The organism is Modestobacter sp. Leaf380 (assembly GCF_001424485.1).
Taxonomy (GTDB): domain Bacteria; phylum Actinomycetota; class Actinomycetes; order Mycobacteriales; family Geodermatophilaceae; genus Klenkia.
Map to the genome: position 1 here is coordinate 263,209 of NZ_LMQC01000001.1, position 25,712 is coordinate 288,920.

A 25,712-nucleotide genomic window follows, 5' to 3' on the forward strand; every position below is an offset into this window, starting at 1 on the left:
CGGTCAGCCGTAGGGGGTGAGCAGCTGGTCCACCGGCGCGTGGTCGTCGGTCAGCACCGGGGCGTCCCCGACGAAGGCGTCGAGCTCGGCCCCCTGGGCGACCCGCCAGTCCAGCCCACGGTCGGCCAGCGCCTCGTCCAGGGCGACGTCGTCCACCGGCTCCTGCGCCGCGACCACGACGACGTTGCCGCCCTCCGCACCGGCCAGCACGTCGGGCCGGGCGAGCAGCACGACGTCGGAGAAGACGGTGCGCAGGGTGGCGAGCTCGGCGCGGACGAAGTCCAGCGGCGGGTTGTCGATGAGGTTCGCGGCGTAGACCCCGCCGGGGGCCAGCGCGTCCTCGACCAGCGCGACGGCCTCGGTGGTGGCCAGCTGCCAGGGCACCGACAGCCCGCCGAACGCGTCGCCCACGACCAGGTCCCGGCCGCCCGGGGCCTCCGCGCTGAGCCCGACGCGGGCGTCGCCCACGACGACCTCCAGGTCCGCCGAGGTCTGCAGACCCAGCCTGGCCCGGTCGACGTCGACCACCCCGGGGTCGACCTCCAGCACCCGGCTCTGCGTGCCGGGCCGGACCTCGGCGAGGTAGCGCGGCAGGGTCAGCCCGCCCCCGCCCAGGTGCAGCGCGGACAGCGGCTCCCCCTCCGGGGCGAGCACGTCGGTGACCGAGGCGATGGCCTGGACGTACTCGAACTGCAGGTACGTGGGGTCGGCGAGGTCGACGTAGGAGTGCCGCAGGGTGTCCAGCACCAGGGTGCGGCCGCCGTCCCGCTCGGGGTCGGCGACCACCCGGGCGCAGTGGTACGTCGTCTCGTCCTGGCAGGGGTTCGGGGCCAGCACCGCGAGCCCGGTGCCGGCCAGCGCCGTCACCACCAGGGCGCCGGAGACCCGGGCCGGCACCCCGGCCCGGCGCTGCCAGACCAGCAGCGCCAGCCCGGTGGCGACGACGACCAGCCCGGTGCCGACCATGATCACGCTGGTCGGCAGCACGGCGACCAGCAGGAACCCGGTGCCGAAGGTCGCCGCGATGCCGCCCAGGGTGCCGATCCCGGACAGCCGGCCGACGACGGACCCGGTCTCCGCGAGGCTGCCCAGCTGCAGGGCCACCACGATCGGGGGCACCGCCGACAGCAGCGCAGCGGGGACGACGACGGCCACCGCGGCCAGCAGCAGCACGCTGCCGGCGTCGGCCCCGGACAGCGCGGCACCGGCGAAGCGCACCAGCGGCAGCACCGCGATGACCAGCGCCCCACCGGCGACGAGCAGCGGCACCAGCAGCCGCCGCGGGTCGCCCCGGTCGGCGGCCCGGCCCCCGGCCCAGGCGCCGACGGCGATCGCGGCCAGCGCGAACCCGATGACCGCGGTGTTGGTCTGCAGCGTGATCCCCACGTAGGGCGCGATCAGCCGCAGGCCGGTGATCTCCAGGACCAGCACGGCACCGGAGGACAGGAAGGTGACCGCGGCGGCGATCCAGGACGGCAGCGCCCGGGACCCGGGTGCCACCGACCCCTCGGACGGTCCGGCGGCGGGCACGGCGGGGTCGGTCGTGCTCAGGGGGTCACCTCGGGGGTCGTCAGAACAGGGCGGGCTGGTCGGCGGGCTCGCTGACCGCCTCGGCCCGGGCGGTGAGCTGCCGACCGCTGTTGGCCACGTTGCCCACCGCGGCACCGACGGGCCGGATCTCCAGGCCCTCGACGACCTCGGGCGGGGTCGGTGCGGCGAGGGTCTCGACGTCCTCGCGCCCGAGGTCCAGCCAGTCGGCCCAGCGGTCGCGGGGCAGCACGAGCGGCATCCGGTCGTGGATCTCGGCGAGCGCGCCCACGGCCGGGGCGGTGACCACGGTGCAGCTGTAGACCCGGTCCGCACCCCGACCCCAGACCTCCCACAGCCCGGCGAGGGCCAGGCCCGAGCCGTCCTGCGGGGTGACGTACCAGGGCTGCTTGCCCGGGGAGTGCGGCTTGGGCGCCCACTCGTACCAGCCGTCGGCGGGGACCAGGCACCGCCGGGCCCGGGCGGCCTTGCGGAACGCCGGCTTCGACGTCAGGGACTCCACCCGGGCGTTGAGCATCCGGTTGCCGACCGAGACGTCCTCGGCCCAGGACGGCACGAGGCCCCAGCGGACCACCCGCAGCTCGCGGTGCACCCCACCGGTGGGGGTGCCGTCCTCGGCGCGCTCCCGGGCCTGCCGGACGACGTACACGTCCTTGGTCGGCGCGACGTTGTAGTCCGCCGCCAACGGGGACTGCCCGGGGGCCGCGACGGCCTCGAACTCCACCGTCAGGTCCTCGGGACGGCGACTGGCTGCGTAACGCCCGCACACGGCGGCCTCCCCGGGACTCGATCAGCGCGACACGTCGACTGTAGGTCGCCCGGCCCGCCCCGTCCCCAGACCGCCGTCCCCAGCCCCGCCGTCCCCAGCCCCGCCGTCCCCAGGTCCGCCGTCCTCAGGTCCGAGGCGGCCGGGGAGCGTGCTGTCGGTCCGGGCGGGTAGGACTGCACCCGACCCACCAGCGAGCGAGAAGAGGCACGACGACGTGACGAGCACGCAGACCGACACCTCCACCGGCACCAGCGCGAAGACCGACAGCGGCACCGCCGACCGGGCCTACGCCACCGTCAACCCCTTCACCGGTGAGACCGAGCGGGAGTTCGACTCGCTGCCCAGCGACCAGGTGACCGCCGTCGTCGACCGGGCGCACGCCGCCTACCTGGACTGGCGCCGGCGCAGCGTGGCCGAGCGGGCCGCCGTCGTCGGGCGTGCCGCCGACCTGATGCTCGAGCGCTCCGACGCCCTGGCCGCGCTGATCACCACGGAGATGGGCAAGCGCATCCAGGAGGCGGCCGGTGAGGTCCAGCTGGCCGCCAGCATCCTGCGGTACTACGCGGACGAGGCCGAGCAGTTCCTCGCCCCGCGCACGATCGGGGTGATGAAGGGCGAGGCCGTGGTCGTCAACGAGCCGACCGGCGTGCTGTTCGCCATCGAGCCGTGGAACTACCCGCTGTACCAGGTGGTCCGGGTGGCCGGCCCGAACCTGACGCTGGGCAACACGATCGTGCTCAAGCACGCCGAGCTGAACCCGCAGTGCGCCCTGGCCCTGGAGGAGCTCTTCCGCGACGCCGGTGCGCCCGAGGGCGTCTACACCAACGTCTTCCTGGCCATCTCGGACACCGAGCAGGTGATCAGCCACCCGGCCGTGCAGGGCGTGACCCTGACCGGCAGCGAGAAGGCCGGCTCCTCGGTGGCGTCGCTGGCCGGCAAGCACCTGAAGAAGTCGGTCCTCGAGCTCGGCGGCAGCGACCCGTTCGTCGTGCTGGACACCCCGGACCTGGGCCGGACGGTCAAGGCCGCCACCATGGGCCGGATGGCCAACACCGGCCAGGCCTGCATCGCCGCCAAGCGGATCATCGTGCTCGCCGACGTCTACGACGAGTTCGTCGCCGGCATGCAGCAGGCCTTCGGCACCTTCACCCCCGGCGACCCCGCTGACCCGGCGACCACGCTGGGCCCGCTGTCGACGGAGAAGGCCGCGCAGGACCTGCACGCCCAGATCCAGGACGCCGTCGACAAGGGCGCCACCGTGCTGGCCGGCGGCGGCCGCCCCGAGCACGCCGGTGCCTTCGTCGAGGCCACCCTGCTCGCCGACGTCACCCCCGACATGCGCGCCTACTCCGAGGAGCTCTTCGGTCCCGCCGCCGTCCTCTACAAGGTCGCCGACGAGGACGAGGCGGTGCGCCTGGCCAACGACAGCACCTACGGGCTGTCCGCCGTCGTCTACAGCGGGGACGCCGACCGGGCCCGCGGGGTCGCCGACCGGCTCGAGTCCGGGATGGTCTGGATCAACCAGCCCTCGGGTTCCTCCCCCGAACTGCCCTTCGGCGGGGTGAAGCGCTCGGGCTACGGCCGCGAGCTCTCCGAGCTGGGCATGTTCGAGTTCGCCAACCGCCGGCTGGTGCGCACCCTGCCGGCCGCGAAGCCCGCGGCCCCGGCCGCCGGGTGACCTCCGGGCGGGGGACGACGACGCGGACCGTGGACCGCGGGCAGGGCAGGATGACCGGCATGGACAGCTGGTCGACCCCCTCCGCCCCGCAGCCGGTCGACGCCGTCGTCACCCTGCCCGGCTCCAAGTCGATCACCGCCCGGGCCCTGGTGCTCGCGGCGATCAGCGACGGCCCGTCCCGGCTGGTCCGCCCGCTGCGCGCCCGGGACACCGACCTGATGGCCGAGGGCCTGCGGGCCCTGGGGGTCGGCGTCGTCGAGGACGGCGCGGACTGGCTGGTCACCCCGGCCCCGCTGCGCGGCCCGGCCACCGTGGACGCCGGTCTGGCCGGCACCGTGCTGCGGTTCCTGCCGCCGGTGGCCGCGCTGGCCGACGGCCCGGTCACCCTGGACGGCGACGAGCGGCTGCGCGAGCGGCCCAACGCCGGGCTGATCGAGGGCCTGCGCGGGTGCGGCGTCACCGTCGACGACGGCGGCCGCGGCCGGGCGCCGTTCACCGTGCACGGCACCGGCGCGGTCCGCGGTGGCACGGTGACCGTGGACGCCAGCGAGTCCAGCCAGGTGGTGTCCGGGCTGCTGCTGGCCGCCGCCCGGTTCACCGAGGGCCTGGACCTGCGGCTCACCGGCGGCGTCCCCTCGATGCCGCACGTGCAGATGACCGTGGAGACCCTCACCGAGCACGGCGTGCTGGTGCAGCGCACCGACACCGGCTGGACGGTGCACCCGGGCCCGGTGGCCGCGCTGGACCGGGTCGTCGAGCCCGACCTGTCCAACGCCGCCCCCTTCCTCGCCGCTGCGCTGGTCACCGGCGGCCGGGTCACCGTCCGCGACTGGCCGCTGCGCACCACCCAGCCCGGCGCACAGCTGGAGCAGCTGCTGGTCGTGATGGGCGCCGACGTGCAGCGCACCGCCGAGGGCCTGCAGGTCACCGGCGGCCAGACCGTCCGGCCGCTGGTCGCCGACCTCGGTGAGGTCGGCGAGCTGACCCCGGTGCTGGCGGCGCTGTGCGCGCTGGCCGACGGCCCGTCCCGGCTCACCGGCATCGCGCACCTGCGCGGCCACGAGACCGACCGGCTGCAGGCCCTCGACGAGGTGCTCACCGCGGTCGGTGCCACGGTGACCCAGCTGCCCGACGGCCTGGAGATCACCCCGGGCCCGCGGCGGGCGGCGCAGCTGGACTCCTACGCCGACCACCGGATGGTCATGGTGGCCGCGGTGCTCGGGCTGGTGGTGCCCGGCGTCGTCGTCCGCGACCCCGGGGCGGTCACCAAGACGCTGCCGGACTTCACCGACCGCTGGGCCGGGTTGCTGGGCAGCGGCGTCGGAGCGGTCGGCTGAGCGGGCCGTGCCGGTGACCAGCGTGCAGCCCTCCCCCCGCCCGTCCCGGACGGGCGGCCGCTGATGTCGGGCCGCACGTTCGACAGCCGCTCCGACGAGGACGACGTCCGGGTCCGTCCCGGCCGGCGTGGGTCCCGGCCACGCACCCGGACCCGGCCCAGCCACGACGACGCCGTCCCCGGGCTGGTCGTCGGGGTCGACCGCGGCCGGATGACCGTGCGGGTGCAGGACCCCGACGACGGCGGCCAGGTCGAGGTGACCGCCATGCGGGCCCGCGAGCTGGGCAAGCACGGCGTGGTCACCGGCGACCGGGTCCGCCTCGTCGGGGACACCAGCGGGCGCACCGACACCCTGGCCCGCATCGTGGTCATCGAGCCCCGGGCCACCACGCTGCGCCGCACCGCCGACGACACCGACCCCACCGAGCGGGTGGTGGTCGCCAACGCCGAGCAGCTCGTCGTCGTCACCGCGATCACCGACCCCGAACCGCACGTGGGGTTCCTGGACCGCTGCCTGGTGGCGGCGTTCTCCGGCGGACTGACCCCGCTGCTGTGCCTGACCAAGGCCGACCTGGGCAGCCCCGACGAGCTGCTGGCCCGCTACGCCGGGCTGGAGGTCGAGGCGATCGCGGTCTCCCGGGACACCGACCTGCACGAGCTGGAGCCGCGCCTGGACGGCCGGATCTCGGTCTTCGTCGGCCAGTCCGGGGTGGGCAAGTCCACCCTGGTGAACCGGCTGGTCCCCGACGCGTACCGGGCGATCGGCGGGGTGAGCAAGGTGGGCAAGGGCCGGCACACGTCGTCCTCGGCGGTGCTGCTGGACCTGCCCCACGGCGGGATGGTCATCGACACCCCGGGCATCCGCAGCTTCGGGCTGGCCGACACCGACCCGGCCGACGTGCTGGCCTCCTTCGACGACCTGGCCGAGGTCGCCCGGGACTGCCCGCCGCTGTGCGGGCACACCGCCGAGGACCCCGACTGCGCCCTGGACGACTGGGCCGCCGAGGGTCCACCGGCCCGGGCCGAGCGGCTGGGCAGCTTCCGTCGCCTGGTCGCCGCGGTGACCCAGACGCCGAACTGGTGAGCCGGCGGCCCTGCCGCTCACCCCCGGGGGGAAGGTCCCGCCCGGATCCGACCCGTCCACTCAAGCGGAACAGAATCGTGCCGATCTCTTCCCCGTGCGCCGACTGCTGCCCCGACCACCCGAGGTCGCCACCCCCCGGGTGATGGCCGCGGTGACCGGCTCCCTGTACTGCGCCGGTGGTGCAACGGTGACCGTCGCGGCGGTGGACCACCTGGACCGCTCCCCCACCGGCCTGGCCCTGCTCGCGATCGGGCTGGTCGGCCTCGCCACCGGCGTGGGCTGCCTGCGGTGGGGCCGCCTGCTGGGCCGGGGCGTCTACCACCTGCTGGTGGCCGCCGGCACCGTGTTGATCGCCGCCGCCTCACTGCTGGCACCCGACCCGGCCACGGCCACGGCGCTGGCCGGGCTGATGGTCTTCGTCACCCTGGACTCCTTCTTCTACTTCGCCGGCGTGGGCGCGGTGCTGCAGCTGCTGGGTGCGCTCACCGCCGGCGCCGGTGTGCTGCTGGTGCGCCCGGACGTCCCGGTGTCGGTGGCCCTGGCGCTCGTCCTGGTCTGCGTCGCGGTGGCGGTGGTCGTCGGTGACCTGGTGCGCCGGGCCTCCAGCGCCGGCCGGGACCCGTTGACCGGGCTGGCCAACCGCCGCCGGTTCGACGAGGCGGTCGAGGCCCTACTGCTGGCCACCGCGCGCAGTGGAGACCCGTTGTCGGCCGCGCTGCTGGACATCGACCACTTCAAGGCGGTCAACGACGCCCACGGCCACGGTGCCGGTGACGACCTGCTCCGGCTGGTCGCCACCCGGTGGGGCCCGGCGCTGCCGGCCGGCGCGGTGCTGGCCCGGCACGGCGGGGACGAGTTCTCGCTGCTGCTGCCGGACTCCACCGGCCCCGTCGCCCTGGCCCTCGTGGAGCAGCTCCGTCACGCCTGCCCCGAGGTGGGCCTGTCCTGCGGGGTGACCCAGCTGCAGCCCGGGGAGACCGCCTCCCAGCTCATGCGCCGGGCCGACCGGGCGCTCTACCAGGCCAAGGCCGCCGGCCGTGGCCGCAGCGTGCTCGACGACTCCGGCCCCGACCCGCTGGCCGCCGAGCTCGCCACCGCCCTGGCCGGCGACCCGGTCGCGTCCGGTCTGGCGGTGCACTACCAGGGCATCGTCACCGTGGCCGACGGCGCCGTGGTGGGTGTGGAGGCACTCGTGCGCTGGTCGCACCCGAGACTCGGGGCGGTGTCCCCCGGCCGGTTCGTGCCGATGGCCGAGGACAGCGGCCTCATCGGCGCACTGGGTGCCCACGTGCTGCGCACCGCCTGCCGGGACCTCGCCGCACTGCACGCCCGCGCGGGACGGCGGCTGCTGCTCACCGTCAACGTCTCGGGCCACCAGCTGTGCGACCCCGCCTTCCCCGACCTGGTCACGGCCGCCCTGACCGACGCGGGGTGGCCCGCCGGGTCCACCGTGCTGGAGGTGACCGAGAACCTGCTCGAGGCCGAGTCGCCGGTCGCCGTCGCCACCCTGGAGCGGATGCGCGCCCAGGGCCTCTCGGTGGCCATCGACGACTTCGGCACCGGCTACTCGTCCCTGGCCCGGCTGGACACCCTGCCGGCGGACTTCCTCAAGCTGGACGACTCGTTCGTCTCCGCGCTCACCACCTCGACCCGCCGGGCCCGGCTGATGCGCAGCATCATGGCGCTGTCGGACGCCCTGGGGCTCCAGCTGGTCGCCGAGGGCGTGGAGACCCAGGAGCAGGCCGACCTGTTGCGCACGCTGGGTTGCCTCTACGCACAGGGCTTCCACTTCCACCGCCCGGCCCCGATCGGCGACGTCGAGGCGCTGCTGTGCGGTGCGTCGGCTCAGACCTCGACCGGGCCGCCGCTGCGCCAGTAGACACCGGCATCCCGGCTGAGCAGACCCTCGTCGACCAGGTACCGGCGAAGGGCCGCGGTGTCCGGGTGCCACACGGCCAGCAGCGCGTTGACCTCCCGCTCGGGGTAGCGCAGGCCCGGCTCGAACACCGCGACGAGGTGCTCGAGCACCACCCGTCGCTTGGTCCGGTGCGACGGGATCGAGGTCAGCCGGCCGTCCCGCACGAACGCCTGCAGCACGGCGTCCTGGACCGGGTCCGCCGACAGCGGCACCGGCGGTGGGGCCGACTCCCCCGCGGCCCGGGCCGCCGCCCCGAACACCTCCCGGCGCAGGGTCAGCGCCGCGCCGTCCCGCTCCACCAGGCCGGCCCGGCCCAACCGCCGGGCGGCCAGCGCGACCTCCGTCTGCGAGAGACCCGTCGCCGTCGCCAGCGCTGCGTGGTCACCCGCGCCCAGGGCGAGTGCGGCGACCACCGCCAACCGGGCGTCGTCGGCGAGCAGGCCGACCAGCTTGGCGGCGTCGGGACCCTTCTGCACGCTGCCGACGGTAGCCGGGCATCGACCCGGGGGCGTCGGGTAGCGGGCGCTCATGGTGAGTCCCATCGACATCCAGAAGGCCCTGCAGGGGATCGAGTACCCGGCGTCCAAGGACGACCTGGTCGGCCACGCCGAGTCCCAGGGAGGAGGTGACGAGGTCCTGGAGGCCCTGCGCGGTCTGGACGACCAGCAGTACGACGGCCCGACCGACGTGGAGGCCGCGGTCTTCCACTGAGCCCACCGACCGACCGCACCGCCGTGACGACCGAGCCCAGGTCCACGGCGGACCACCCCGACGCACCAGCCCGCTACCGTCGCCCCATGACGGGGACGCGGGGCTTCACCGAGGACATGCAGCTGGCGCACGTGCTGGCCGACCAGGCCGACGCGATCTCCCTGGACCGCTTCAAGGCCCAGGACCTGGTGGTCGACACCAAGCCCGACCTGACCCCGGTCACCGACGCCGACCGTGCGGTGGAGCAGCAGCTGCGCAGCTCGCTGGCCCGCACCCGCACCCGGGACGCCGTCCAGGGCGAGGAGTTCGGCACCACCGGCCACGGTGCTCGCCGGTGGGTGGTCGACCCGATCGACGGCACCAAGAACTTCGTCCGCGGCGTGCCTGTGTGGGCCACGCTCATCGCCCTGCTCGACGGCGACGTGCCGGTCGTGGGCATGGTCAGCGCCCCGGCACTGGGCCGCCGCTGGTGGGCCGCCGCCGGGGTGGGGGCCTACACCGGCCGCCGGCTGGAGTCCGCCACCCGCTGCCACGTCTCGGGCGTGGACACCCTGGCCGACGCCTCGCTGTCCTACTCGAGCCTGTCCGGCTGGGAGGAGCGCGACCGGCTCGACGGGTTCCTGGACCTGACCCGCTCGGTCTGGCGCACCCGTGCCTACGGGGACTTCTGGAGCTATACGATGCTGGCCGAGGGCGCCGTGGACATCGCCTGCGAGCCCGAGGTGTCGCTGTGGGACATCGCCGCCCTCGACGTCATCGTCCGCGAGGCCGGGGGCACGTTCACCGACCTGTCCGGGACTCCGGGACCGGCCGGGGGCAACGCGGTGGCCACCAACGGCCACCTGCACGCCGACGTGCTGGCAGCGCTCGCCCCCCGCTGAGGGGACGAGCGCCGCCGGGTGCTCAGAGGGACCGGGTGCTCAGAGGGACCGGCCGCCGGTCCCCCGGCCGCCACTGCCCCCGCCGCCCTGCAGACGACGACGCACGTCGTCGATCTTGGCGCGGTTCTTCGGGTCCTTGGCGAACTGCTGGGCCTTGTCCGTGGCCTGCCGGATCGCCCGCTGCCCCTGGGGGCTCTTGGCGAACTTCATGATCTTGTCGACGAGCGCCATGTCGCGCGTCCCTCCTCCGTGCTGGGACCACCGGTCGGGTCCGATCGAGGATGTCAACGCTGGCACGTCCCCGGGCGTTCCGCCCGGTGACCGCGGGGGTCCACGACCGGCCCGGTGGACCGTCGCGGGACGACGTCGAGACCGACCCCGCGGGCGGCGAGCAGGGCCGCCCCGGTGGCCGAGGAGCTGCGCACGCCGACGTGCCGGACCGGCCGGCCCAGCGCGTCGGCGACCAGCTGCTGCACCGCGGGGGTGCGGGCACCCCCGCCGGTGAGCGCCACCGGGGTGTCGTCCGCGGGCGGGTCCAGCAGGTCGGCAGCCGCGGCGATCGCCCCGGCCACGCCCTCCAACGCCGCCCGGCCCAGGTCGGCGCGGGTGGTGCCCGGGTGCAGCCCGGTCCAGGCGCCGCGGTCGGCCGGGCCGGCCACGCCGCCGCGCTCACCGGTCAGCCAGGGCGCGAAGGCGACCCCGCCGGCACCGGGCGGCGAGGTGTCCAGGGTGGCGAGCAGCTCGGGCCAGTCCATGCCGAGCACCCCCCGCACCCAGTCCCAGGCGAGGCCGCCGTTCTGCAGCGCCGCCATGGCGTACCAGCCGTCTGCAGCGTCGGCGTAGGTGTGGACGACGGGGTCGGCGACCGGCCGGGGCGTGGACACCGGGCGCAGCAGCTGGACACCGGTGCCCAGGTTGACCTGGACGGTCGCGCTCCCGGTGGCCAGCCAGGCCAGCGGGGTGTCCGCCCCGCCGACCACGACGGGCACCCCGGCGAGGGCGCCGGGCAGTGCGGCGGTGCCCACCACCTCGTGCGCGGGGCTGACCCTCGGGCACAGGTCGAGACCCACCCCGGCCGCGGCGACCGCCGGGGCCGACCAGCAGTCCCCCGGCACGTCCCAGAGCAGGGTGGCCGAGGCGTCGCTGCGGTCGGTGACCACCGGGCCCGGCACGAGGGTCGCCCGCAGCGCGTCCTTGGGCAGCACCGCCGCCGCGGCCCGGGCCACCAGCCCGGGTCGGTGGTCGACCAGCCAGGCCAGCAGGGGCCCGGTCATCCCGGCCACCAGCGGGTTGGCCAGCGCAGCCCGGTCGTCGGCGGGCAGCGCCCGCCAGCGGTCCAGCTGCCCCCCGGCGCGCTGGTCGGGCCACAGCAGCGCCGGGGCGAGCGCGGTGCCCGCGTCGTCGACGAGCACCAGGCCGTGCATCTGCCCGGCCAGCCCCAGCCCGCGGACGGCGTGCCCGGCCAGGAGCGGGACCAGCTCGGCCAACGCACCGTCGAGGGCGCCCCGCCAGACGGCGACGTCGGTCTCCGCCCAGCCGGGGCGCGGCGCGTCGGAGGAGTACCCGCGCTCGGCCTGCGCCAGCACCGCACCGTCCACACCGAGCGCGACGGCCTTGAGCCCACTGGTGCCCAGGTCCACCCCGAGCACGACGTCCACGGCGGCGGTCAGAAGTCGAAGCCGCCGGGTCGGCCGTTCCGGTCGGCGAGCAGCCCGGCCAGCGTGGAGACGGCGATCTCCACCGGGGCACGGCTGCCGATGTTCAGCCCGATCGGCCGGTGCACCCGGGCGACCTCGTCGTCCCCGACGCCGAGCGCGGCCAGCGCTGCGACGTGCGGGCCCTCGTGGTGCGGGTTGCCCATGACGCCGACCCAACGGACCGGGCGGGTCAGCGCGTCCCGCAGCACGACGCCGAGCTCCTCGCGGTGGTGGTCGCAGACCACGACGTCGGCACCGGCGGCGGCGAGCTCGTCGGGCACCGCGGGCACGGAGTCCACCCGCACCGTGCCGTCGGGCAGACCGGTGACCTCGCGGCCGGCGTCGGGTTCCACCAGCACCGGCCGGTAGCCGCACTCGGCGGCCAGCCGGAGCAGCGCCGCCGCGACCGGGGACCCGAAGACGGCCACCAGCACCCGGTCGGGGGCGGGGTCGGCGGGGCTGTGCCCGTGCGCGACCCCGCAGCCGGGGTCCACCTCCTCGGAACGCAGCGGGTCCGAGCCCATCGGGACGGTGCTCACCGGGCGGGGCTGTCGCCGTAGGCGTACCCGGCGTTGGCGTAACGGCCGCCCTCGGCGGCGCCCGGCGGCGCGATCTCCTCGAGCCGGGCCAGGTCGGCGTCGGTGAGCTCGACGGCGTCGGCCCCGGCGTTCTCCTCCAGGTAGGTCCGGCGCTTGGTGCCCGGGATGGGCACGACGTCGGCGCCCTGGGCGGCGACCCAGGCCAGCGCGAGCTGCCCGGCGGTGACCCCCTTGCCGGCCGCCAGCTCCCGGACGGCGTCGACCAGGAGCAGGTTGGCCGCGAACGCCGCACCCTGGAAGCGCGGCATGTCCTTGCGGAAGTCGTCGTCGCCGAAGTCGGCGGGGCTGGTGATCGCCCCGGTGAGGAAGCCCCGGCCCAGCGGGGAGAAGGGCACGATGCCGATGCCGTGCTCGCGGGCCACCGCGAGCACGCCGCTGCTCTCCAGGTCCCGGGTCCACAGCGACCACTCGCTCTGCAGGGCGGTGATCGGGTGCACCGACGCCGCCCGGCGGACCGACTCCGCCGAGGCCTCCGACAGCCCCAGGTACCGGACCTTGCCCTGCGCGACGAGCTCGGCCATCGCCCCCACGGTGTCCTCGATCGGCACCTGCGGGTCGACCCGGTGCTGGTAGTACAGGTCGATCGTGTCCACGCCGAGCCGGCGCAGGCTGGCCTCGCAGCGGGCGTGCACGTTCTCCGGTCGGCCGTCGGTGCTCATCGCGCCGGCCGCGTCTCGGGAGAGGGAGAACTTGGTGGCCAGCTGGACGTCGTCGCGGCGGGTGCGCAGACGCTGGGCGAGCAGCTCCTCGTTGTGCCCGTCCCCGTAGACGTCGGAGGTGTCCCAGAAGGTGACCCCGAGCTCCAGTGCCCGGTCCAGCACGGCGAGGGACTCGTCCCGGTCGGCGGTGCCGTAGGACTGGCTCATCCCCATGCAGCCCAGGCCCTGCGCGGACACGTCCAGGTCGCCGAGCCGGCGCCGGCTGATCGGTGTGGTCATGCCCCGATCCTGCTCACCGGTCGGCCAGCCCGTCCACCCGGTCGCGCTCGCCGGCGGTCAGCGCGAAGCCCAGCACGTCGGCGTTGGCCTCGATCCGCTCCGGGGTGACCGACTTGGGGATGACGACGACGCCGTGGTCCAGGTGCCAGCGCAGCACCACCTGCGCGGTCGTGACGCCGTGCGCGCCGGCGATCTGGACCAGCACCGGGTCGTCCAGGTCGGTGGACGTGAAGGGGCTGTAGCCCTCCAGCACCACCCCGCGCCGCCGGTGGCCCTCGAGCACGTCGGCGTCGAAGAGCGAGGGCGCCCAGCGCACCTGGTTCACCGCCGGGGTGACCCCGGTGGCGTCGGTGAGCTCGTCGAGCTGGGCCGGCGAGAAATGGCTGACGCCGATGTCGCGGGCCAGCCCGGCCTCCCGCGCGGCGACGAACTCCCGCCACAGCGCGACGTCGTCGCCCCCGGTGGACCAGTGCACCAGCCACAGGTCGACCTGCTCCAGGCCGAGTGCGGCCAGCGACGCCTCCAGCGTCGACCGGGCGGCCGAGGCCCGCTCCGGGGGCAGCTTCGTGGTCACGAAGACCTCCTCGCGGGGGACGCCGGAGTCGGCCAGCGCCCTGCCCACCTCGGCCTCGTTGCGGTACATCGTGGCGGTGTCCAGGTGCCGGTAGCCCGACGCCAGCGCGACCCGGACGGCGTCCACGCACTCCTCGCCCGTGATCTGCCAGGTGCCGAACCCCAGCAGCGGCATGGCGCCGCCGCCGGGCAGTGCTGCGGTGGGCTGCTGGACCGAGGTCATGACCGTCCCCTGCCCGGGGACGCCGGGGCCGACACCTGTCCCCGACACCTGCTCCCGGCCCGTGGGATCGTCGGTGGTGGACCGGAGACCCCGGCCGCCCCACCACCGCCTGGAGGACCTCCCGTGCAGTACGCCGAGTCCGTCGTCGACCTGATCGGGAACACCCCGCTCGTGCGTCTGACCAAGGTCACCGAGCACCTGGGCCCGGACGCCCCGCTGGTGCTGGCCAAGGTCGAGTACGTCAACCCGGGCGGGTCGGTGAAGGACCGGATCGCCGTCCGGATGATCGACGCCGCCGAGGCCTCGGGCGCCCTGCAGCCCGGCGGCACCATCGTGGAGCCGACCAGCGGCAACACCGGGGTCGGGCTGGCCATCGTGGCCCAGCAGCGCGGGTACAAGTGCATCTTCATCTGCCCGGACAAGGTCTCGGCCGACAAGGTCAACACGCTGCGGGCCTACGGCGCGCAGGTCGTGGTCTGCCCGACCGCCGTGGACCCCTCGGACCCGCGGTCCTACTACTCGGTCTCCGACCGGCTGGCCCGGGAGACCCCCGGCGGCTGGAAGCCCGACCAGTACTCCAACCCGGCGAACCCGCAGAGCCACTACGAGACCACCGGCCCGGAGATCTGGTCCCAGACCGACGGCCGGGTCACCCACTTCGTCACCGGTGCCGGCACCGGCGGCACCATCTCCGGCGTCGGCCGGTACCTCAAGGAGGCCTCCGGCGGGGCCGTGAAGGTCATCGGCGCCGACCCCGAGGGCTCGGTCTACTCCGGTGGCACCGGCCGGCCCTACCTGGTCGAGGGGGTCGGCGAGGACTTCTGGCCCACCACCTACGACCAGACCGTGGCCGACGAGATCGTCGCCGTCTCCGACGGCGACTCCTTCGCGATGACCCGCCGGCTGGCCCGCGAGGAGGGCCTGCTCGTGGGCGGCTCCTGCGGCATGGCCGTGGTCGCGGCACTGCGGGTGGCCGAGCGGCTGACCAAGGACGACGTGCTGGTGGTGCTGCTGCCCGACGGCGGCCGCGGCTACCTGAAGAAGATCTTCGACGACGAGTGGATGGCCGACTACGGCTTCGTCGAGGCCGCCGACGGCGAGACCGTCGGCGAGCTGTTGCGCGCCAAGTCCGGCGACGGCGACGCGCTGCCCGCCCTGGTGCACACCCACCCCACCGAGACCGTCCGCGAGGCCATCGACATCCTGCGCGAGTACGGCGTCTCCCAGATGCCGGTCGTGCGGGCCGAGCCGCCGGTCACCGCCGGCGAGGTGGTCGGGTCCGTGGAGGAGAAGGCGCTGCTGGACGCGCTGTTCTCCGGTGCGGCCGCCCTGTCGGACACCCTGGAGAAGCACATGAGCGCACCGCTGCCGATCATCGGCTCGGGCGAGCCGGTGTCGGCCGCGGTCGCCGCGCTCGGCGGCGCCGACGCGCTGCTGGTGCACGAGGACGGCAAGCCCGCCGGCGTCGTCACCCGGCAGGACGTGCTCGGTCACCTCGCCGGCATCCCGGCCGCCGTGGCTCCTACGGTGACGGCATGACCGACCCGCACTCCCCCGCCTCGACGCACGGCTTCTCCACCCGGGCGATCCACGCCGGACAGGAGCCCGACCCGACCACCGGCGCCGTCGTCGTCCCGCTGCACCTGACCAGCACCTACAAGCAGGACGGTGTCGGTGGGCTGCGCCAGGGCTACGAGTACAGCCGCAGCGCCAACCCGACCCGCACCGCCCTGCAGGACGCGCTGGCGTCGCTGGAGCAGGGCGCCACCGGTCTGGCGTTCGCCTCCGGGCTGGCCGCCGAGGACGCCCTGCTGCGCACGGTGCTGGACCCCGGCGACCACCTGGTCATCCCGATCGACGCCTACGGCGGCACCTTCCGGCTCATCTCCAAGGTGCTGCAGCGCTGGGGCGTCGACCACACCCCGGTCGACCTCGGTGACCTGGACGCCGTCCGGGCCGCGTTCCGGCCGACCACGAAGCTGGTCTGGTGCGAGACGCCGACCAACCCGCTGCTGGGCATCGCCGACATCGCCGCGCTGGCCCAGCTGGCCCACGAGCACGGCGCACTGCTCGCGGTGGACAACACCTTCGCCTCGCCCTACCTGCAGCAGCCGCTCACCCTGGGCGCCGACGTGGTCGTGCACTCCACGACGAAGTACCTGGGCGGGCACTCCGACGTCGTCGGCGGGGCACTGGTCGCCGGCACCGCCGAGCTCGGTGAGCAGCTGGCCTTCCACCAGAACGCGATGGGCGCGGTCGCCGGCCCGTTCGACGCCTGGCTGGTCATGCGCGGCATCAAGACACTCGGCGTGCGGATGGACCGGCACCAGGCGAACGCGGGCCAGGTCGCGGAGTTCCTGACCTCCCACGCGGCGGTCTCCTCGGTGCTCTACCCCGGGCTGCCGGACCACCCCGGCCACGAGATCGCGGCGAAGCAGATGTCGGGCTTCGGCGGGATGCTGTCGTTCCGGCTGCGCGGCGGCGAGGAGGCGGCGCTGGCCGTCTGCGAGCGCGCGCAGGTGTTCACCCTCGCCGAGTCCCTGGGCGGCGTGGAGTCCCTCGTCGAGCACCCGCACCGGATGACGCACGCCTCGGTCGCCGGCTCCGCCCTCGAGGTGCCCGCCGACCTGGTCCGGCTCTCGGTGGGCATCGAGGACGTCCAGGACCTCCTGGCCGACCTGGAGCAGATGCTCGCCTGACAGGCGTGCCGGCGGCGACGTCGGGCACCGGTCGCGGGTGACCTCCACCGCGCTCCCCGACCGGGTGTCCGTCGTCGTCGCCACCCGGGACCGGCGGGACTCGCTGCTGCGCACGCTGGCGGCACTCCCGCCGGGCCCGGAGGTCCTCGTGGTCGACAACGGCTCGCGGGACGGCAGCGCCGACGCCGCCAGCGCGGCCGGTGCCACCGTCCTGGGGCTGCCGGCCAACACCGGCGCCCCGGCCCGCACCGAGGGCGTGCGCCGCGCGCGGACGCCGTACGTGGCCTTCGCCGACGACGACTCCTGGTGGGACCCCGGCGCACTGGACCGGGCCGTGCAGCTGCTGGACGCACACCCCCGCCTGGGTCTGGTCGCGGCCCGGGTGCTGCTGCCCGGGGGCCGGGAGGACGCCGTGAGCCGCAAGCTCGCCCGGGCCCCCGTCGGCCGCTCCCCCGGGTCCCCCGGACCGGACGCGCTGAGCTTCCCGGCCTTCGCCGCCGTCGTCCGGCGCGAGGCCTACCTGGCCACCGGCGGGTTCTCCCGGTTGCTGTTCTTCGGCGGCGAGGAGCACCTGCTGGCCCTGGACCTCACCGCCGCCGGCTGGCAGCTGGCGTACTGCGCCGACGTGGTCGCCCGGCACGCGCCCGGTCCCTCGAACGTGACACCGCTGCGCTGGGCCCGGCAGACCCGCAACGACCTGCTCGTGGTCTGGTTGCGTCTGCCGCTGCGGGCGGCCGTCGTCGGGACGCTGGGGCTGGCCCGCCGATCGCTGCGGGACCGCAGCGCGGCCCGGGCCCTGGCCGGCACCGTCCACCGGCTGCCGGGCGCACTGGCCCGACGCCGTGCTGTGCCCACGTCCCTCGCCGCCCGGTTCACCACCGCGCAACGACCCCTGGGCCCACCACTGGACCCGCCACTGGACCGCGGCCCGACCCGGGACGAGAGCGCCGTCACACGTCCGACACCGGGACACCAGCCGTGGCACGGAGTGCCCCACCCGATGGGGTGAGCGGCCCGTCCCGCCGGCGTGGGGGGACCGAACGCGGGGCAGACAGACCCCGGCCGCACCGGCCGGACCAGCTCGAGACCGGAGTCCCGTGTCCCACCCCCGCACGCTCGCCCCCCTGCTCCGCGCCGCCGCCTGCGTCCTGGCCCTCACCGCCGTCGGCGGGGGGATCGCCGCCGCCTCCGACGGCGCCGCCCCGACCGCCGCCGCCGCCGTCACGGTCGACGCCCAGCTCGCCGGCGACCTGTGGCCCGGCGCGCCGGCCGCGGACGCGACGGTGACCCTGGGCAACCCGGGTGGCGTCCCGCTCCTGGTGGTCGCGGTTCGCGTCGGCATCGGCAGCGGCACCGCGGCGGGCTGCGTGGACCAGCTGGTCCTGCCGGCCGGGGACCTGCTGCCGGCGCCGGTGACCGTGCCCGCCGGTGGCTCGGTGACGGTGACGGTGGCCGGGCCCACCCTCGCCGCGGAGGCCGGGGACGACTGCAGCGGACTGCCGTTCAGCGTCGACTACACCGCGGACGCCGTCGAGGCCTGACCCGCCTCAGTCGGGGAGCCGGGCCAGCACCGCGTCGGTCAGCCCGGTCAGCACGCGGACCTGGTCGGGGCCGAGCCCGGCGAAGAACAGCTCGCGCACGGTCTCCACGTGGCCCGGCGCGGCGGCCTCGATCGCGGACCGCCCGTCGTCGGTCAGCACGACCACCGAGCCACGGGCGTCGTCGGCGGCCCCGGTGCGGCGGACCAGCCCGCGGGTGCCCATCCGGGTGAGGTGGTGGGACAACCGGCTCTTCTCCCAGCCCAGGGCCGCCCCCAGGTCGCGGGTGCGCACCCGCCCGCCCGGGGTCTCCGAGAGCTGCACCAGCACCTCGAAGTCGGCCAGCGACAGGTCGCTGTCGGCCTGCAGCTGGCGGTTCAGCGCCGCCGGGAGCCGGGTGCTCAGCAGCAGCCAGTGCCGCCAGAGCCGCTGCTGCTCCTCGTCCAACCAGGTCACCGGTGCAGCCTCACCACCTGTTGTTGACACGTCACCATCCTACGGCGCAGGCTGGCGCCCATGACCGTCGACCTCACCGCCATCGAGGCCACCCGCGCCCGGATCCGCGACCAGCACCTGCGTCCCGCCGGCGAGCGTCCCGCCTCGACCGCCCGCGGCCTGCACCACACCGCCCTGATCAGCAGCGACGTCGAGGCGACCATCGCCTTCTACCAGGGCGTGCTCGGCTTCCCGCTGACCGAGCTCATCGACAACCGGGACTACCCCGGCAGCTCGCACTTCTTCTTCGACATCGGCAACAGCAACCTGCTGGCCTTCTTCGACTTCCCGGGCCTGGACGTCGGCCCGTACGCCGAGGTCCTGGGCGGGCTGCACCACGTCGCGATCAGCGTCGAGCCCAGCCGCTGGGAGGCCCTCGTCGGGGAGCTCACCGCAGCCGGGGTCGAGCACGTCGTGCACAGCGGCGTCTCCGTCTACTTCCGCGACCCCGACGGCGCCCGGATCGAGCTCATCGCCGACCCGCTCGGTGAGATGTACGGGGAACACGTGCTCTGATCCCCGGGTTGGCTCCCTGAACCGCCGTCCAACCGCGCCGGGAGGCACCCGCATGACCCAGGCCCCCCGCCCCGGACCCGCCCTGCGCGTCTCGGTCCCCACGCTGTCGCCGTCGTCCCGGCTGTACATGGGCACCGAGGCCGGCGGGTCGGCCCTGCTGCTCGTGGGCACGCTGCTCGCGCTGGCCTGGGCGAACTCGCCCTGGGCCGCGGGCTACGACTCGTTCTGGTCGACGACGGCCTCCCTGGGCATCGGCGACGTCGAGCTGTCCATGGACCTGCGGCACTGGGTCAACGACGGCGCGATGGCGCTGTTCTTCCTCGTCGTCGGCCTGGAGATCACCCGCGAGGTCGCGACCGGCGAGCTGCGCGACCGGCGCTCGGTCGCCGCCCCGGCCCTCGGCGCCCTCGGCGGGCTGGCCGTCCCGGCGCTGGTGTACCTGGCCTTCAACCCCAGCGGGGAGGCCGCCGGCGGCTGGGGCATCGTGATGAGCACCGACACCGCGTTCGTGCTGGGCGTGCTGGCGCTGTTCGGCCCCCGGTGCCCGGACCGGCTGCGGCTGTTCCTGCTGACCCTGGCCATCGTCGACGACATCGGCGCGATCGGCGTGATGGCGCTGTTCTACTCCGACGAGATCTCGTTCCCCGCCCTCGCCGTGGCCGGGGCGCTCGTCGTGGCGCTGCTCGTGCTGCGGTGGATCGGCGTGTGGAAGCTGACGCCCTACGTGCTCACCGGCACCGCCCTGTGGCTGGCCGTGCACGAGTCCGGGGTGCACGCCACGCTGGCCGGCGTCGTGCTGGGTCTGCTGCTGCCGGCCCGGCCACCCTCGCGCAAGGAGATCGAGCGGACGGCGGCGTTCGGCCGCGCCCTCCGGGAGGACCCGGACGCCTCCAAGGCACGGTCCACCAAGCTCGCCGTCGCCTCCACCGTGCCGGCCAACGCGCGGCTGCAGGAGTCCCTGCACCGCTACACGGCCTACCTGGTGGTGCCGGTCTTCGGCCTGGCCAACGCCGGCGTCGTGCTGGACGCCGAGACGCTGCGCGCCGCCGCCACCTCGACCGTCACCCTGGGCATCGCGGTCGCCCTGGTGGTGGGCAACGCCGTCGGGATCACCGCCGGCGCGCTGCTCGCGCTGCGGACCGGCTGGGGCGTGCTGCCCGGCGGGGTCCGCTGGTCGCACCTCATGGCCGGCGCCACCCTGGCCGGGATCGGCTTCACCATCTCGCTGTTCATCACCGACCTGGCCTTCGACGACGAGGTGCTGCGTGAGCAGGCCAAGATCGGGATCCTGGTCGGCTCACTGACCGCAGCGGTGATCGGCACCCTCGTGCTGCGCACCCTGGGCGAGCGGTTCCCGCTGTGCTCGCCGGCGACCGACGAGCCACCGGCGCTTCCCCCGCGCCCCTGGCTGGAGCCCGGCGTCCGGGTCTGACGGCGCACCCGCCGCCCCACGGGCGCCCTGGCCGGCGGCGCCCACCGCCCGGCGCAGCGAGGCCAGGTCGGGGCGGCCGGAGAACAGCTGACCGTCGATGAAGACCGTCGGGGTGCCGGGCACCTCCAGCGCTACGCCGGTCGCGAAGTCCGCCTCCACCTTGTCCCCGTGGGGCTGCGCGGCCTCCCCGACCACCCGGTTCGGGTCCAGGCCCAGCTCCTCGGCGTACCCGGCCAGGTCGGCGTCGGTGAGCCGGTCCTGGCGGGCGAAGAGCAGGTGGTGCATCTCCCAGTAGGCACCCTGGTCGGCCGCGGCCTCGGCGGCCAGCGCGGCGGTCAGCGCGTAGGGGTGCGTGTCGTACAGCGGCCAGTGGCGGAAGACCAGCCGGACGCCGCCGCCGGAGCCGTCGACCAAGGCGCGCAGCACCGGCGCCGTCGCGGCGCAGTACGGGCACTCGAAGTCGCCGTACTCCAGCACGGTCACCGGTGCCTGCGGATCCCCGTAGACGTGGTCCTGCGCGGTCACGGCGAGGGGGTTGCTGGTCATCGACGGGTCCTCAGGCGCCCGTGGCGACCAGGTCGCGGTACCCGGGGTGCCGCTCGATCCACCCGGCCACGAACGGGCACTGCGGGACGACGGTGCCCCCCGCCGCCCGGACGTCGTCCAGCGCGGCCCGGACCAGCCGGCCGCCGAGGCCGTGGTGCTCGTCGCCGGTCTCGACCTCGGTGTGGGTGAAGGTCCAGCGGTCTCCGGCCCGGGTGTAGGCGGCGATGCCGACCCGCTGGTCCCCCTCCAGGATCTCGAAGCGGCTGTGCTCCGGGTCGTCCCGGACGGTGGGCTCCGACGGTGTCGTCATGTCCGCGCCAACGCACCGCGCGACCGACGCCTTCCCGGCACCCCTCGCCTGCGCCGCCCAGCACGCGACAAGGCGTCGGACACGACAGGGCCTCGGACGCGACGAAGGCCTCGGACGCGACGAAGGCCCGGACTCCGAGGAGTCCGGGCCTTCGTGGTGGTAGCGGGGACAGGATTTGAACCTGTGACCTCTGGGTTATGAGCCCAGCGAGCTACCGAGCTGCTCCACCCCGCGTCGCAAGGAAAACGTTACCCCCGGACACCTGCGGCGTCCAACCGGGTGGGCGTGACGGTGACCACCCCGCGCCGACCACCCGGCGCCCCGGTCGCCCGCCCGGCTCCCCTCGGCGACGATGGAGCCGTCGCAGCCCGTCGACCTCCTCCCCGGGGCACCGCCCGCGGGACAGCACCGGAGGCCGCCGTGACCCTCCCTGCCCACCCGACTCCCCCGCCCCCCACCACTGCACCGACCCGCCTCGCCACCCTGGGCCGTGCCGCCGCCCGAGGCGCCGCGGCCGGGCTGCTCGGCGTCACGGTGATGACCGTGGCCGAGGAGGTCGAGCAGTCCCGCACCGGCCGGCCCGACTCCTCCGTCCCCGGCCGCACGTTGCGCACCCTGCTGCGACGACCGACCACGGAGGCCGACCGACCGCTGGGCTGGGACCACGCCATGCACTGGGGCACCGGCGCAGTGCTCGGAGCCCTGCGTGGGGTGTGGGCCGCCGTCGGACTGCGCGGGCCGCGGGCCCACCTCGCCCACACCGTCGTGCGGCTGGCCTTCGACCAGACCGTCGAGAACGCCACCGGTCGCGGAGCACCGCCGCGGACCTGGCCGGTGCGCGAGCAGGTCTGGGACACCGCGCACAAGGCCGTCTACGCCCTGGCGACCGGCCTGGCGGCCGAGCGGTGGATCGCCCCGGCGCTGGAGTCGGCCAGCGGGCGGCGCTCGCACTGACCACCACGCCCCCGGGCGGTCGAGCGCTCCTGCGGCACGCACGCGAGAGGCCCCCGGACCAGTGGTCCGGGGGCCTCTCGTGGTGGTAGCGGGGGCAGGATTTGAACCTGCGACCTCTGGGTTATGAGCCCAGCGAGCTACCGAGCTGCTCCACCCCGCGTCGCTGGGAAGAGCCTAACCCATCCCGTGGTGGGGCCCCCGCGGGGGCCCCACCACCGCCGGTCACCCGGTCGGGCTCGCCGCCGCCCCGGACTGCGCGGCCTGGTAGGCGGTCACCGCGTCGGCCAGGTCCTGCTGGGCCTGCCCGATCGCGGCGAAGTTGCCCGTCTGCTGCGCCGAGGCCAGGGCCTCCAGCGCCGCGTTGATGGCCGCCACCGCGGACTCCGTGGTCCCGGCGTCCGCCCCACCGCCGGCGGGTGCCTCCGTCGTCGGCGCGGCACCGGTGGACGGCGCTGCCGTGGTCGGGGCCGCGGTGCCCTCGGTCCCGGTGTCGGACTCGGTCCCCGGGTCGTCGGAGTCGGTGGCCACGTCCCCGGCGCCGGCGCCGAACACCTGGTCCAGCGCCTCGGACAGGGTGTCGCCGTAGCCGATCCGGTCGCCGTAGTTGACCAGCACCTTCTGCAGCAACGGGAAGGCGTTCTCCCCCGAGCCCTCGACGTACAGCGGCTCGATGTAGAGCAGACCCGCCTCACCGATCGGCAGCGTCAGCAGGTTGCCGAAGACCGCCGTGGACGTGTCGCTGTTGAACAGCGTGAGGTCCGGCCTGACCTGGTTGTTGGTCAGGAACGAGTTCTGCACCTGCTGGGGACCTCGGAACGGGGTGTTGCCCGGCAGCCTCAGCACCTGGATCTCGCCGTAGGTGGCGGGGTCCGAGCTCGCCGAGATGAACGCCGACAGGTTCTCCCGCTCGAAGGCGTTCAGCGCACTCGTGAGCTGGAAGCTCGCGCCCTCCTCACCCGGGCGGGCCGCCAGGATGTAGTACGGCGGCTGTGCCTCGCTGGTGTCCTGCGTCGGGTCGCTCGGGATCTGCCACCGGTCGTTCTGGTTGTAGAAGTCCGTCGGGTCCGTGACGTGGTAACGGGTCAGCACGTCGCGCTGGAGCTTGAAGAGGTCCTCGGGGTACCGGATGTGGCTGGTCAGCGCGTCGGGCATGTCCGACTTGGGCTTCACCACGCCCGGGAAGGCCTTCATGTAGGTCTCCAGGAGGGGGTCCTCCTCGTCCCAGGCGTACAGCGTCACCGTGCCGTCGTAGGCGTCGACCGTGGCCTTGACCGAGTTCCGGATGTAGTTGAACTGGTCGTCGGGCAGGGCCGTGGTCCCGGTGCCGGTCAGGGCGTCGGCCGCGGCCGTGCCCAGCTCCATCTGCTCGGCGTAGGGGAAGGCGTCCGAGGTGGTGTAGCCGTCGAGGATCCACTGCACCCGGCCGTCGACGACGGCGGGGTACGGGTCGCCGTCCACGGTCAGGAACGGCGCCGCCTTCTCCACCCGGTCCAGCGGGTCGCGGACGTAGAGCACCCGCGACTGGTCGTTGACCGCACCGGAGAGGATGAAGTTCCGCTCCCGGTAGTAGATGGCGAAGGTCAGCTGACGGAAGAAGCTGCCGATCGAGACGCCGCCCTCGCCGTCGTAGGTCGAGTTGATCTGCCCCTCGTCCGAACCGCCCTCGGGCTGGTCGAACTCGCGCGGGTTGGACCCGTCGGCGGCACCGACGACGGAGTAGACGTCCGTGCCGTTGTCGTTGAGCAGCTCGCCGTAGTAGATCCGCGGCTGGTCGACCTCGATGGTGCCGGTGGTCGGCAGGTCGCGGGCGCCGCTGAAGTTGGGCTCGCCACCCTCCTGGCCGGCGACGACCTCGTTGGCCGGCGCGGCCACGAAGCCGTTGCCGTGGGTGTAGACGGTGTGCCGGTTGATCCAGCTGCTCTGGTTGTCGCTCAGCCCGGAGCTGTTGAGCTCGCGGACGGCGACCACGTAGTCGCGGGTCTCCCCGTCGATCGTGTACCGGTCGATGTCCAGCTTGTCCGGGAAGCCGTAGACGTTGCGGATCTGCTGGCGGGCGGTGAACGTCTCGCTGAGCACGTTGGGGTCCAGCAGCCGGGCGTTGGGGATGGTCGCCTGGTCGTTGCGCAGGGCCGCGAGCGCGGCGTCGGGGTCGACGTCGGTGCCGTCGGAGTCCTGGGCGTAGTTCACGTAGTCGACGTCGGTGAGGCCGTAGGCCTCCAGCGTCGACCCGATGGCCCGCTCGATGTACTCGGCCTCGCGCTGGTCGGCGGAGGGCCGGACGACGAACTGCTGCACGATCGCCGGGTAGGCCACGCCGATCACCAGCGAGGACAGCAGCAGCAGCACGAGGGCCGCGGCCGGCAGGGCGAAGTTGCGCACCACGATGTTGGCGAAGAACGCGACCGCGCAGATGACGGCGACGAAGACCAGGATCGTCTTGGCCGGCAGCAGCGCGTTGACGTCGGTGTAGCTGGCGCCGCTGAACACGTCACCGCGGTTGGAGTAGACGAGCCCGTAGCGGTCCAGCCAGTAGGCGACCGCCTTGAGGGCCACGAAGACGCCCAGCAGGACCGAGAGCTGCACGCGGGCCGCCGGGGTCAGCTTCTGTCCGGGGGTCTGCAGCCGCATGCCACCGAACACGTAGTGGGTCAGCAGCGAGCCGATCAGCGCCAGGATGACGATCGCGAACCCGAAGCCCAGGGCCAGCCGGTAGAACGGGTAGTGGAAGACGAAGAAGCTGTTGTCCAGCCCGAACTGCGGGTCGACGGTGCCGAAGTCGGTGGAGTTGCGGAAGGTCAGCCAGGTCTCCCAGCTGCCCTGCGCGGTGAACCCGGCGAACAGGCCCAGCACGACCGCGATCGCGATGAGCACCAGCTTGCGGCGGGGCTCGACGGACTGGCGGTAGCGCTCGAGGTTCTGCTGCTCCAGGCTCATCGGCCGGAAGGTGGGCCGGAACCGGTAGGCCAGGTAGACCGCCAGCGCGACCAGTCCGCCGGTGGCGACACCGGCGACGGCGAAGAGCAGGGCGCGGGTCTGGACCTCGGTCCAGAACACCTCGGTGAAGTTGGTCTCGTCGAACCAGAGGTAGTCGACGTAGACGTTGGTGAGCGTCCCGATCACGGTGAACAGCACCAGCAGGACGGCGATGACGCCGATGACCAGCTTGGCTCGCCGGGACAGGGTCGGCACCGGCACGGGGGGCCGCATGGCCACGGGCGGGCTCCTTCAGTTGCTGTGGGACTCGACAGTGCTCAGGGGGTGCGGGTG

24 protein-coding genes, 2 tRNA genes and 1 pseudogene are annotated in these 25,712 nt (G+C 74.6%); 13 read left to right on the forward strand and 14 right to left on the reverse strand.

Features of this window, described 5'->3' with window-relative positions:
* Positions 1-3 precede the first annotated feature (3 nt).
* Both ASG41_RS01225 and ASG41_RS01230 read right to left on the reverse strand, forming a co-directional pair.
* Complete coding sequence (locus ASG41_RS01225) at positions 4-1,530, reverse strand: fused MFS/spermidine synthase (protein WP_056288563.1); 1,527 nt, start codon at positions 1,528-1,530, stop codon at positions 4-6.
* Between the two features lie 40 nt (positions 1,531-1,570).
* Positions 1,571-2,317 (reverse strand): SOS response-associated peptidase, encoded by a 747-nt coding sequence (locus ASG41_RS01230; RefSeq protein WP_056288566.1) that lies wholly within the window; start codon positions 2,315-2,317, stop codon positions 1,571-1,573.
* Positions 2,318-2,531: 214 nt separating this feature from the next.
* Here ASG41_RS01230 and ASG41_RS01235 point away from each other — a divergent pair, with 214 nt between their 5' ends.
* The 4 genes from ASG41_RS01235 (at position 2,532) to ASG41_RS01250 (ending at position 8,294) form a co-directional block, all read left to right on the forward strand.
* The gene (locus ASG41_RS01235) at positions 2,532-3,995 is read left to right on the forward strand and encodes an NAD-dependent succinate-semialdehyde dehydrogenase (RefSeq protein WP_056288568.1); all 1,464 of its coding nucleotides are present in this window, start codon (positions 2,532-2,534) and stop codon (positions 3,993-3,995) included.
* A gap of 59 nt (positions 3,996-4,054) precedes the next feature.
* Positions 4,055-5,332 carry a 3-phosphoshikimate 1-carboxyvinyltransferase gene (gene aroA / locus ASG41_RS01240; RefSeq protein WP_235564302.1) on the forward strand — a complete coding sequence of 426 codons (1,278 nt, stop codon included), beginning with the start codon at positions 4,055-4,057 and terminating at the stop codon, positions 5,330-5,332.
* Positions 5,333-5,395: 63 nt separating this feature from the next.
* Positions 5,396-6,415 (forward strand): ribosome small subunit-dependent GTPase A, encoded by a 1,020-nt coding sequence (gene rsgA / locus ASG41_RS01245; protein ID WP_056288571.1) that lies wholly within the window; start codon positions 5,396-5,398, stop codon positions 6,413-6,415.
* A 94-nt stretch (positions 6,416-6,509) separates the two neighbouring features.
* On the forward strand, positions 6,510-8,294 hold the full coding sequence (locus ASG41_RS01250) for a bifunctional diguanylate cyclase/phosphodiesterase (RefSeq protein WP_056288574.1): 1,785 nt from the start codon (positions 6,510-6,512) through the stop codon (positions 8,292-8,294).
* Here ASG41_RS01250 and ASG41_RS01255 read toward each other — a convergent pair.
* Complete coding sequence (locus tag ASG41_RS01255; protein ID WP_056288577.1) at positions 8,261-8,809, reverse strand: DUF2087 domain-containing protein; 549 nt, start codon at positions 8,807-8,809, stop codon at positions 8,261-8,263. The two genes, ASG41_RS01250 and ASG41_RS01255, sit on opposite strands and share 34 nt — an antisense overlap.
* A gap of 52 nt (positions 8,810-8,861) precedes the next feature.
* Between ASG41_RS01255 and ASG41_RS01260 the strand changes: the two genes are divergently transcribed.
* Positions 8,862-9,044 carry a DUF2795 domain-containing protein gene (locus tag ASG41_RS01260; protein WP_056288580.1) on the forward strand — a complete coding sequence of 61 codons (183 nt, stop codon included), beginning with the start codon at positions 8,862-8,864 and terminating at the stop codon, positions 9,042-9,044.
* Positions 9,045-9,130: 86 nt separating this feature from the next.
* Positions 9,131-9,925 carry a histidinol-phosphatase gene (gene hisN, locus ASG41_RS01265; RefSeq protein WP_056288583.1) on the forward strand — a complete coding sequence of 265 codons (795 nt, stop codon included), beginning with the start codon at positions 9,131-9,133 and terminating at the stop codon, positions 9,923-9,925.
* A 39-nt stretch (positions 9,926-9,964) separates the two neighbouring features.
* Here hisN and ASG41_RS01270 read toward each other — a convergent pair whose 3' ends face one another.
* The 5 genes from ASG41_RS01270 to ASG41_RS01290 are packed head-to-tail and all read right to left on the reverse strand — an operon-like array spanning position 9,965 to position 13,955.
* Entirely contained in the window at positions 9,965-10,156 is a 192-nt protein-coding gene (locus tag ASG41_RS01270) for a hypothetical protein (RefSeq protein ID WP_056288586.1), read from the reverse strand.
* A 53-nt stretch (positions 10,157-10,209) separates the two neighbouring features.
* Positions 10,210-11,583 (reverse strand): FGGY family carbohydrate kinase, encoded by a 1,374-nt coding sequence (locus ASG41_RS01275; RefSeq protein WP_056288590.1) that lies wholly within the window; start codon positions 11,581-11,583, stop codon positions 10,210-10,212.
* An 8-nt stretch (positions 11,584-11,591) separates the two neighbouring features.
* Positions 11,592-12,161 (reverse strand): XdhC family protein, encoded by a 570-nt coding sequence (locus tag ASG41_RS01280; protein ID WP_235564303.1) that lies wholly within the window; start codon positions 12,159-12,161, stop codon positions 11,592-11,594.
* Complete coding sequence (locus ASG41_RS01285) at positions 12,158-13,159, reverse strand: aldo/keto reductase (RefSeq protein ID WP_056288593.1); 1,002 nt, start codon at positions 13,157-13,159, stop codon at positions 12,158-12,160. The genes ASG41_RS01280 and ASG41_RS01285 overlap by 4 nt, the downstream gene beginning before the upstream one ends.
* Before the next feature lie 13 nt (positions 13,160-13,172).
* Complete coding sequence (locus ASG41_RS01290) at positions 13,173-13,955, reverse strand: aldo/keto reductase (RefSeq protein ID WP_056288596.1); 783 nt, start codon at positions 13,953-13,955, stop codon at positions 13,173-13,175.
* A 123-nt stretch (positions 13,956-14,078) separates the two neighbouring features.
* On the opposite strand from ASG41_RS01290, the gene ASG41_RS01295 reads away from it, so the two are divergent.
* The 4 genes from ASG41_RS01295 to ASG41_RS01310 all read left to right on the forward strand — a co-directional run bounded on the left by ASG41_RS01295 (position 14,079) and on the right by ASG41_RS01310 (position 18,195).
* A complete protein-coding gene (locus ASG41_RS01295; protein WP_056288599.1) occupies positions 14,079-15,494 on the forward strand; it encodes a cystathionine beta-synthase in 1,416 nt (471 codons plus the stop codon).
* Positions 15,491-16,654 (forward strand): cystathionine gamma-synthase, encoded by a 1,164-nt coding sequence (locus ASG41_RS01300; RefSeq protein ID WP_056288603.1) that lies wholly within the window; start codon positions 15,491-15,493, stop codon positions 16,652-16,654. The genes ASG41_RS01295 and ASG41_RS01300 overlap by 4 nt, the downstream gene beginning before the upstream one ends.
* A gap of 37 nt (positions 16,655-16,691) precedes the next feature.
* The gene (locus tag ASG41_RS01305) at positions 16,692-17,663 is read left to right on the forward strand and encodes a glycosyltransferase family 2 protein (RefSeq protein ID WP_082556446.1); all 972 of its coding nucleotides are present in this window, start codon (positions 16,692-16,694) and stop codon (positions 17,661-17,663) included.
* An 88-nt stretch (positions 17,664-17,751) separates the two neighbouring features.
* Positions 17,752-18,195: a hypothetical protein gene (locus ASG41_RS01310; protein ID WP_056288607.1), complete on the forward strand. Its 444-nt coding sequence runs from the start codon at positions 17,752-17,754 to the stop codon at positions 18,193-18,195.
* A gap of 6 nt (positions 18,196-18,201) precedes the next feature.
* Here the strand turns inward: ASG41_RS01310 and ASG41_RS01315 are convergent, their stop codons facing one another.
* Positions 18,202-18,648, reverse strand: coding sequence for a MarR family winged helix-turn-helix transcriptional regulator (locus ASG41_RS01315; protein ID WP_056288610.1), 447 nt, complete (start codon positions 18,646-18,648; stop codon positions 18,202-18,204).
* A 60-nt stretch (positions 18,649-18,708) separates the two neighbouring features.
* On the opposite strand from ASG41_RS01315, the gene ASG41_RS01320 reads away from it, so the two are divergent.
* Together ASG41_RS01320 and nhaA are read left to right on the forward strand one after the other, a co-directional pair.
* Positions 18,709-19,203 (forward strand): VOC family protein, encoded by a 495-nt coding sequence (locus ASG41_RS01320; RefSeq protein ID WP_056288614.1) that lies wholly within the window; start codon positions 18,709-18,711, stop codon positions 19,201-19,203.
* 52 nt (positions 19,204-19,255) lie between these two features.
* Positions 19,256-20,635: a Na+/H+ antiporter NhaA gene (nhaA, locus tag ASG41_RS01325; RefSeq protein ID WP_056288616.1), complete on the forward strand. Its 1,380-nt coding sequence runs from the start codon at positions 19,256-19,258 to the stop codon at positions 20,633-20,635.
* Positions 20,636-20,689: 54 nt separating this feature from the next.
* Here the strand turns inward: nhaA and ASG41_RS24430 are convergent.
* The 3 genes and pseudogenes from ASG41_RS24430 to ASG41_RS01340 all read right to left on the reverse strand — a co-directional run.
* Positions 20,690-21,181: pseudogene (locus ASG41_RS24430) on the reverse strand (DsbA family protein); the annotation flags it as partial.
* Between the two features lie 10 nt (positions 21,182-21,191).
* Positions 21,192-21,491, reverse strand: a complete 300-nt coding sequence (locus tag ASG41_RS01335; protein ID WP_056288619.1) for a GNAT family N-acetyltransferase — start codon at positions 21,489-21,491, stop codon at positions 21,192-21,194.
* A 157-nt stretch (positions 21,492-21,648) separates the two neighbouring features.
* Positions 21,649-21,725, reverse strand: a tRNA-Met gene (locus tag ASG41_RS01340).
* 186 nt (positions 21,726-21,911) lie between these two features.
* Between ASG41_RS01340 and ASG41_RS01345 the strand changes: the two genes are divergently transcribed.
* Entirely contained in the window at positions 21,912-22,445 is a 534-nt protein-coding gene (locus ASG41_RS01345; RefSeq protein WP_235564306.1) for a hypothetical protein, read from the forward strand.
* Between the two features lie 83 nt (positions 22,446-22,528).
* On the opposite strand, the gene ASG41_RS01350 is transcribed toward ASG41_RS01345, so the two are convergent.
* Both ASG41_RS01350 and ASG41_RS01355 read right to left on the reverse strand, forming a co-directional pair.
* Positions 22,529-22,605, reverse strand: a tRNA-Met gene (locus tag ASG41_RS01350).
* Between the two features lie 62 nt (positions 22,606-22,667).
* Complete coding sequence (locus ASG41_RS01355) at positions 22,668-25,652, reverse strand: UPF0182 family protein (RefSeq protein ID WP_235564456.1); 2,985 nt, start codon at positions 25,650-25,652, stop codon at positions 22,668-22,670.
* Between the last annotated feature and the right edge of the window lie 60 nt (positions 25,653-25,712).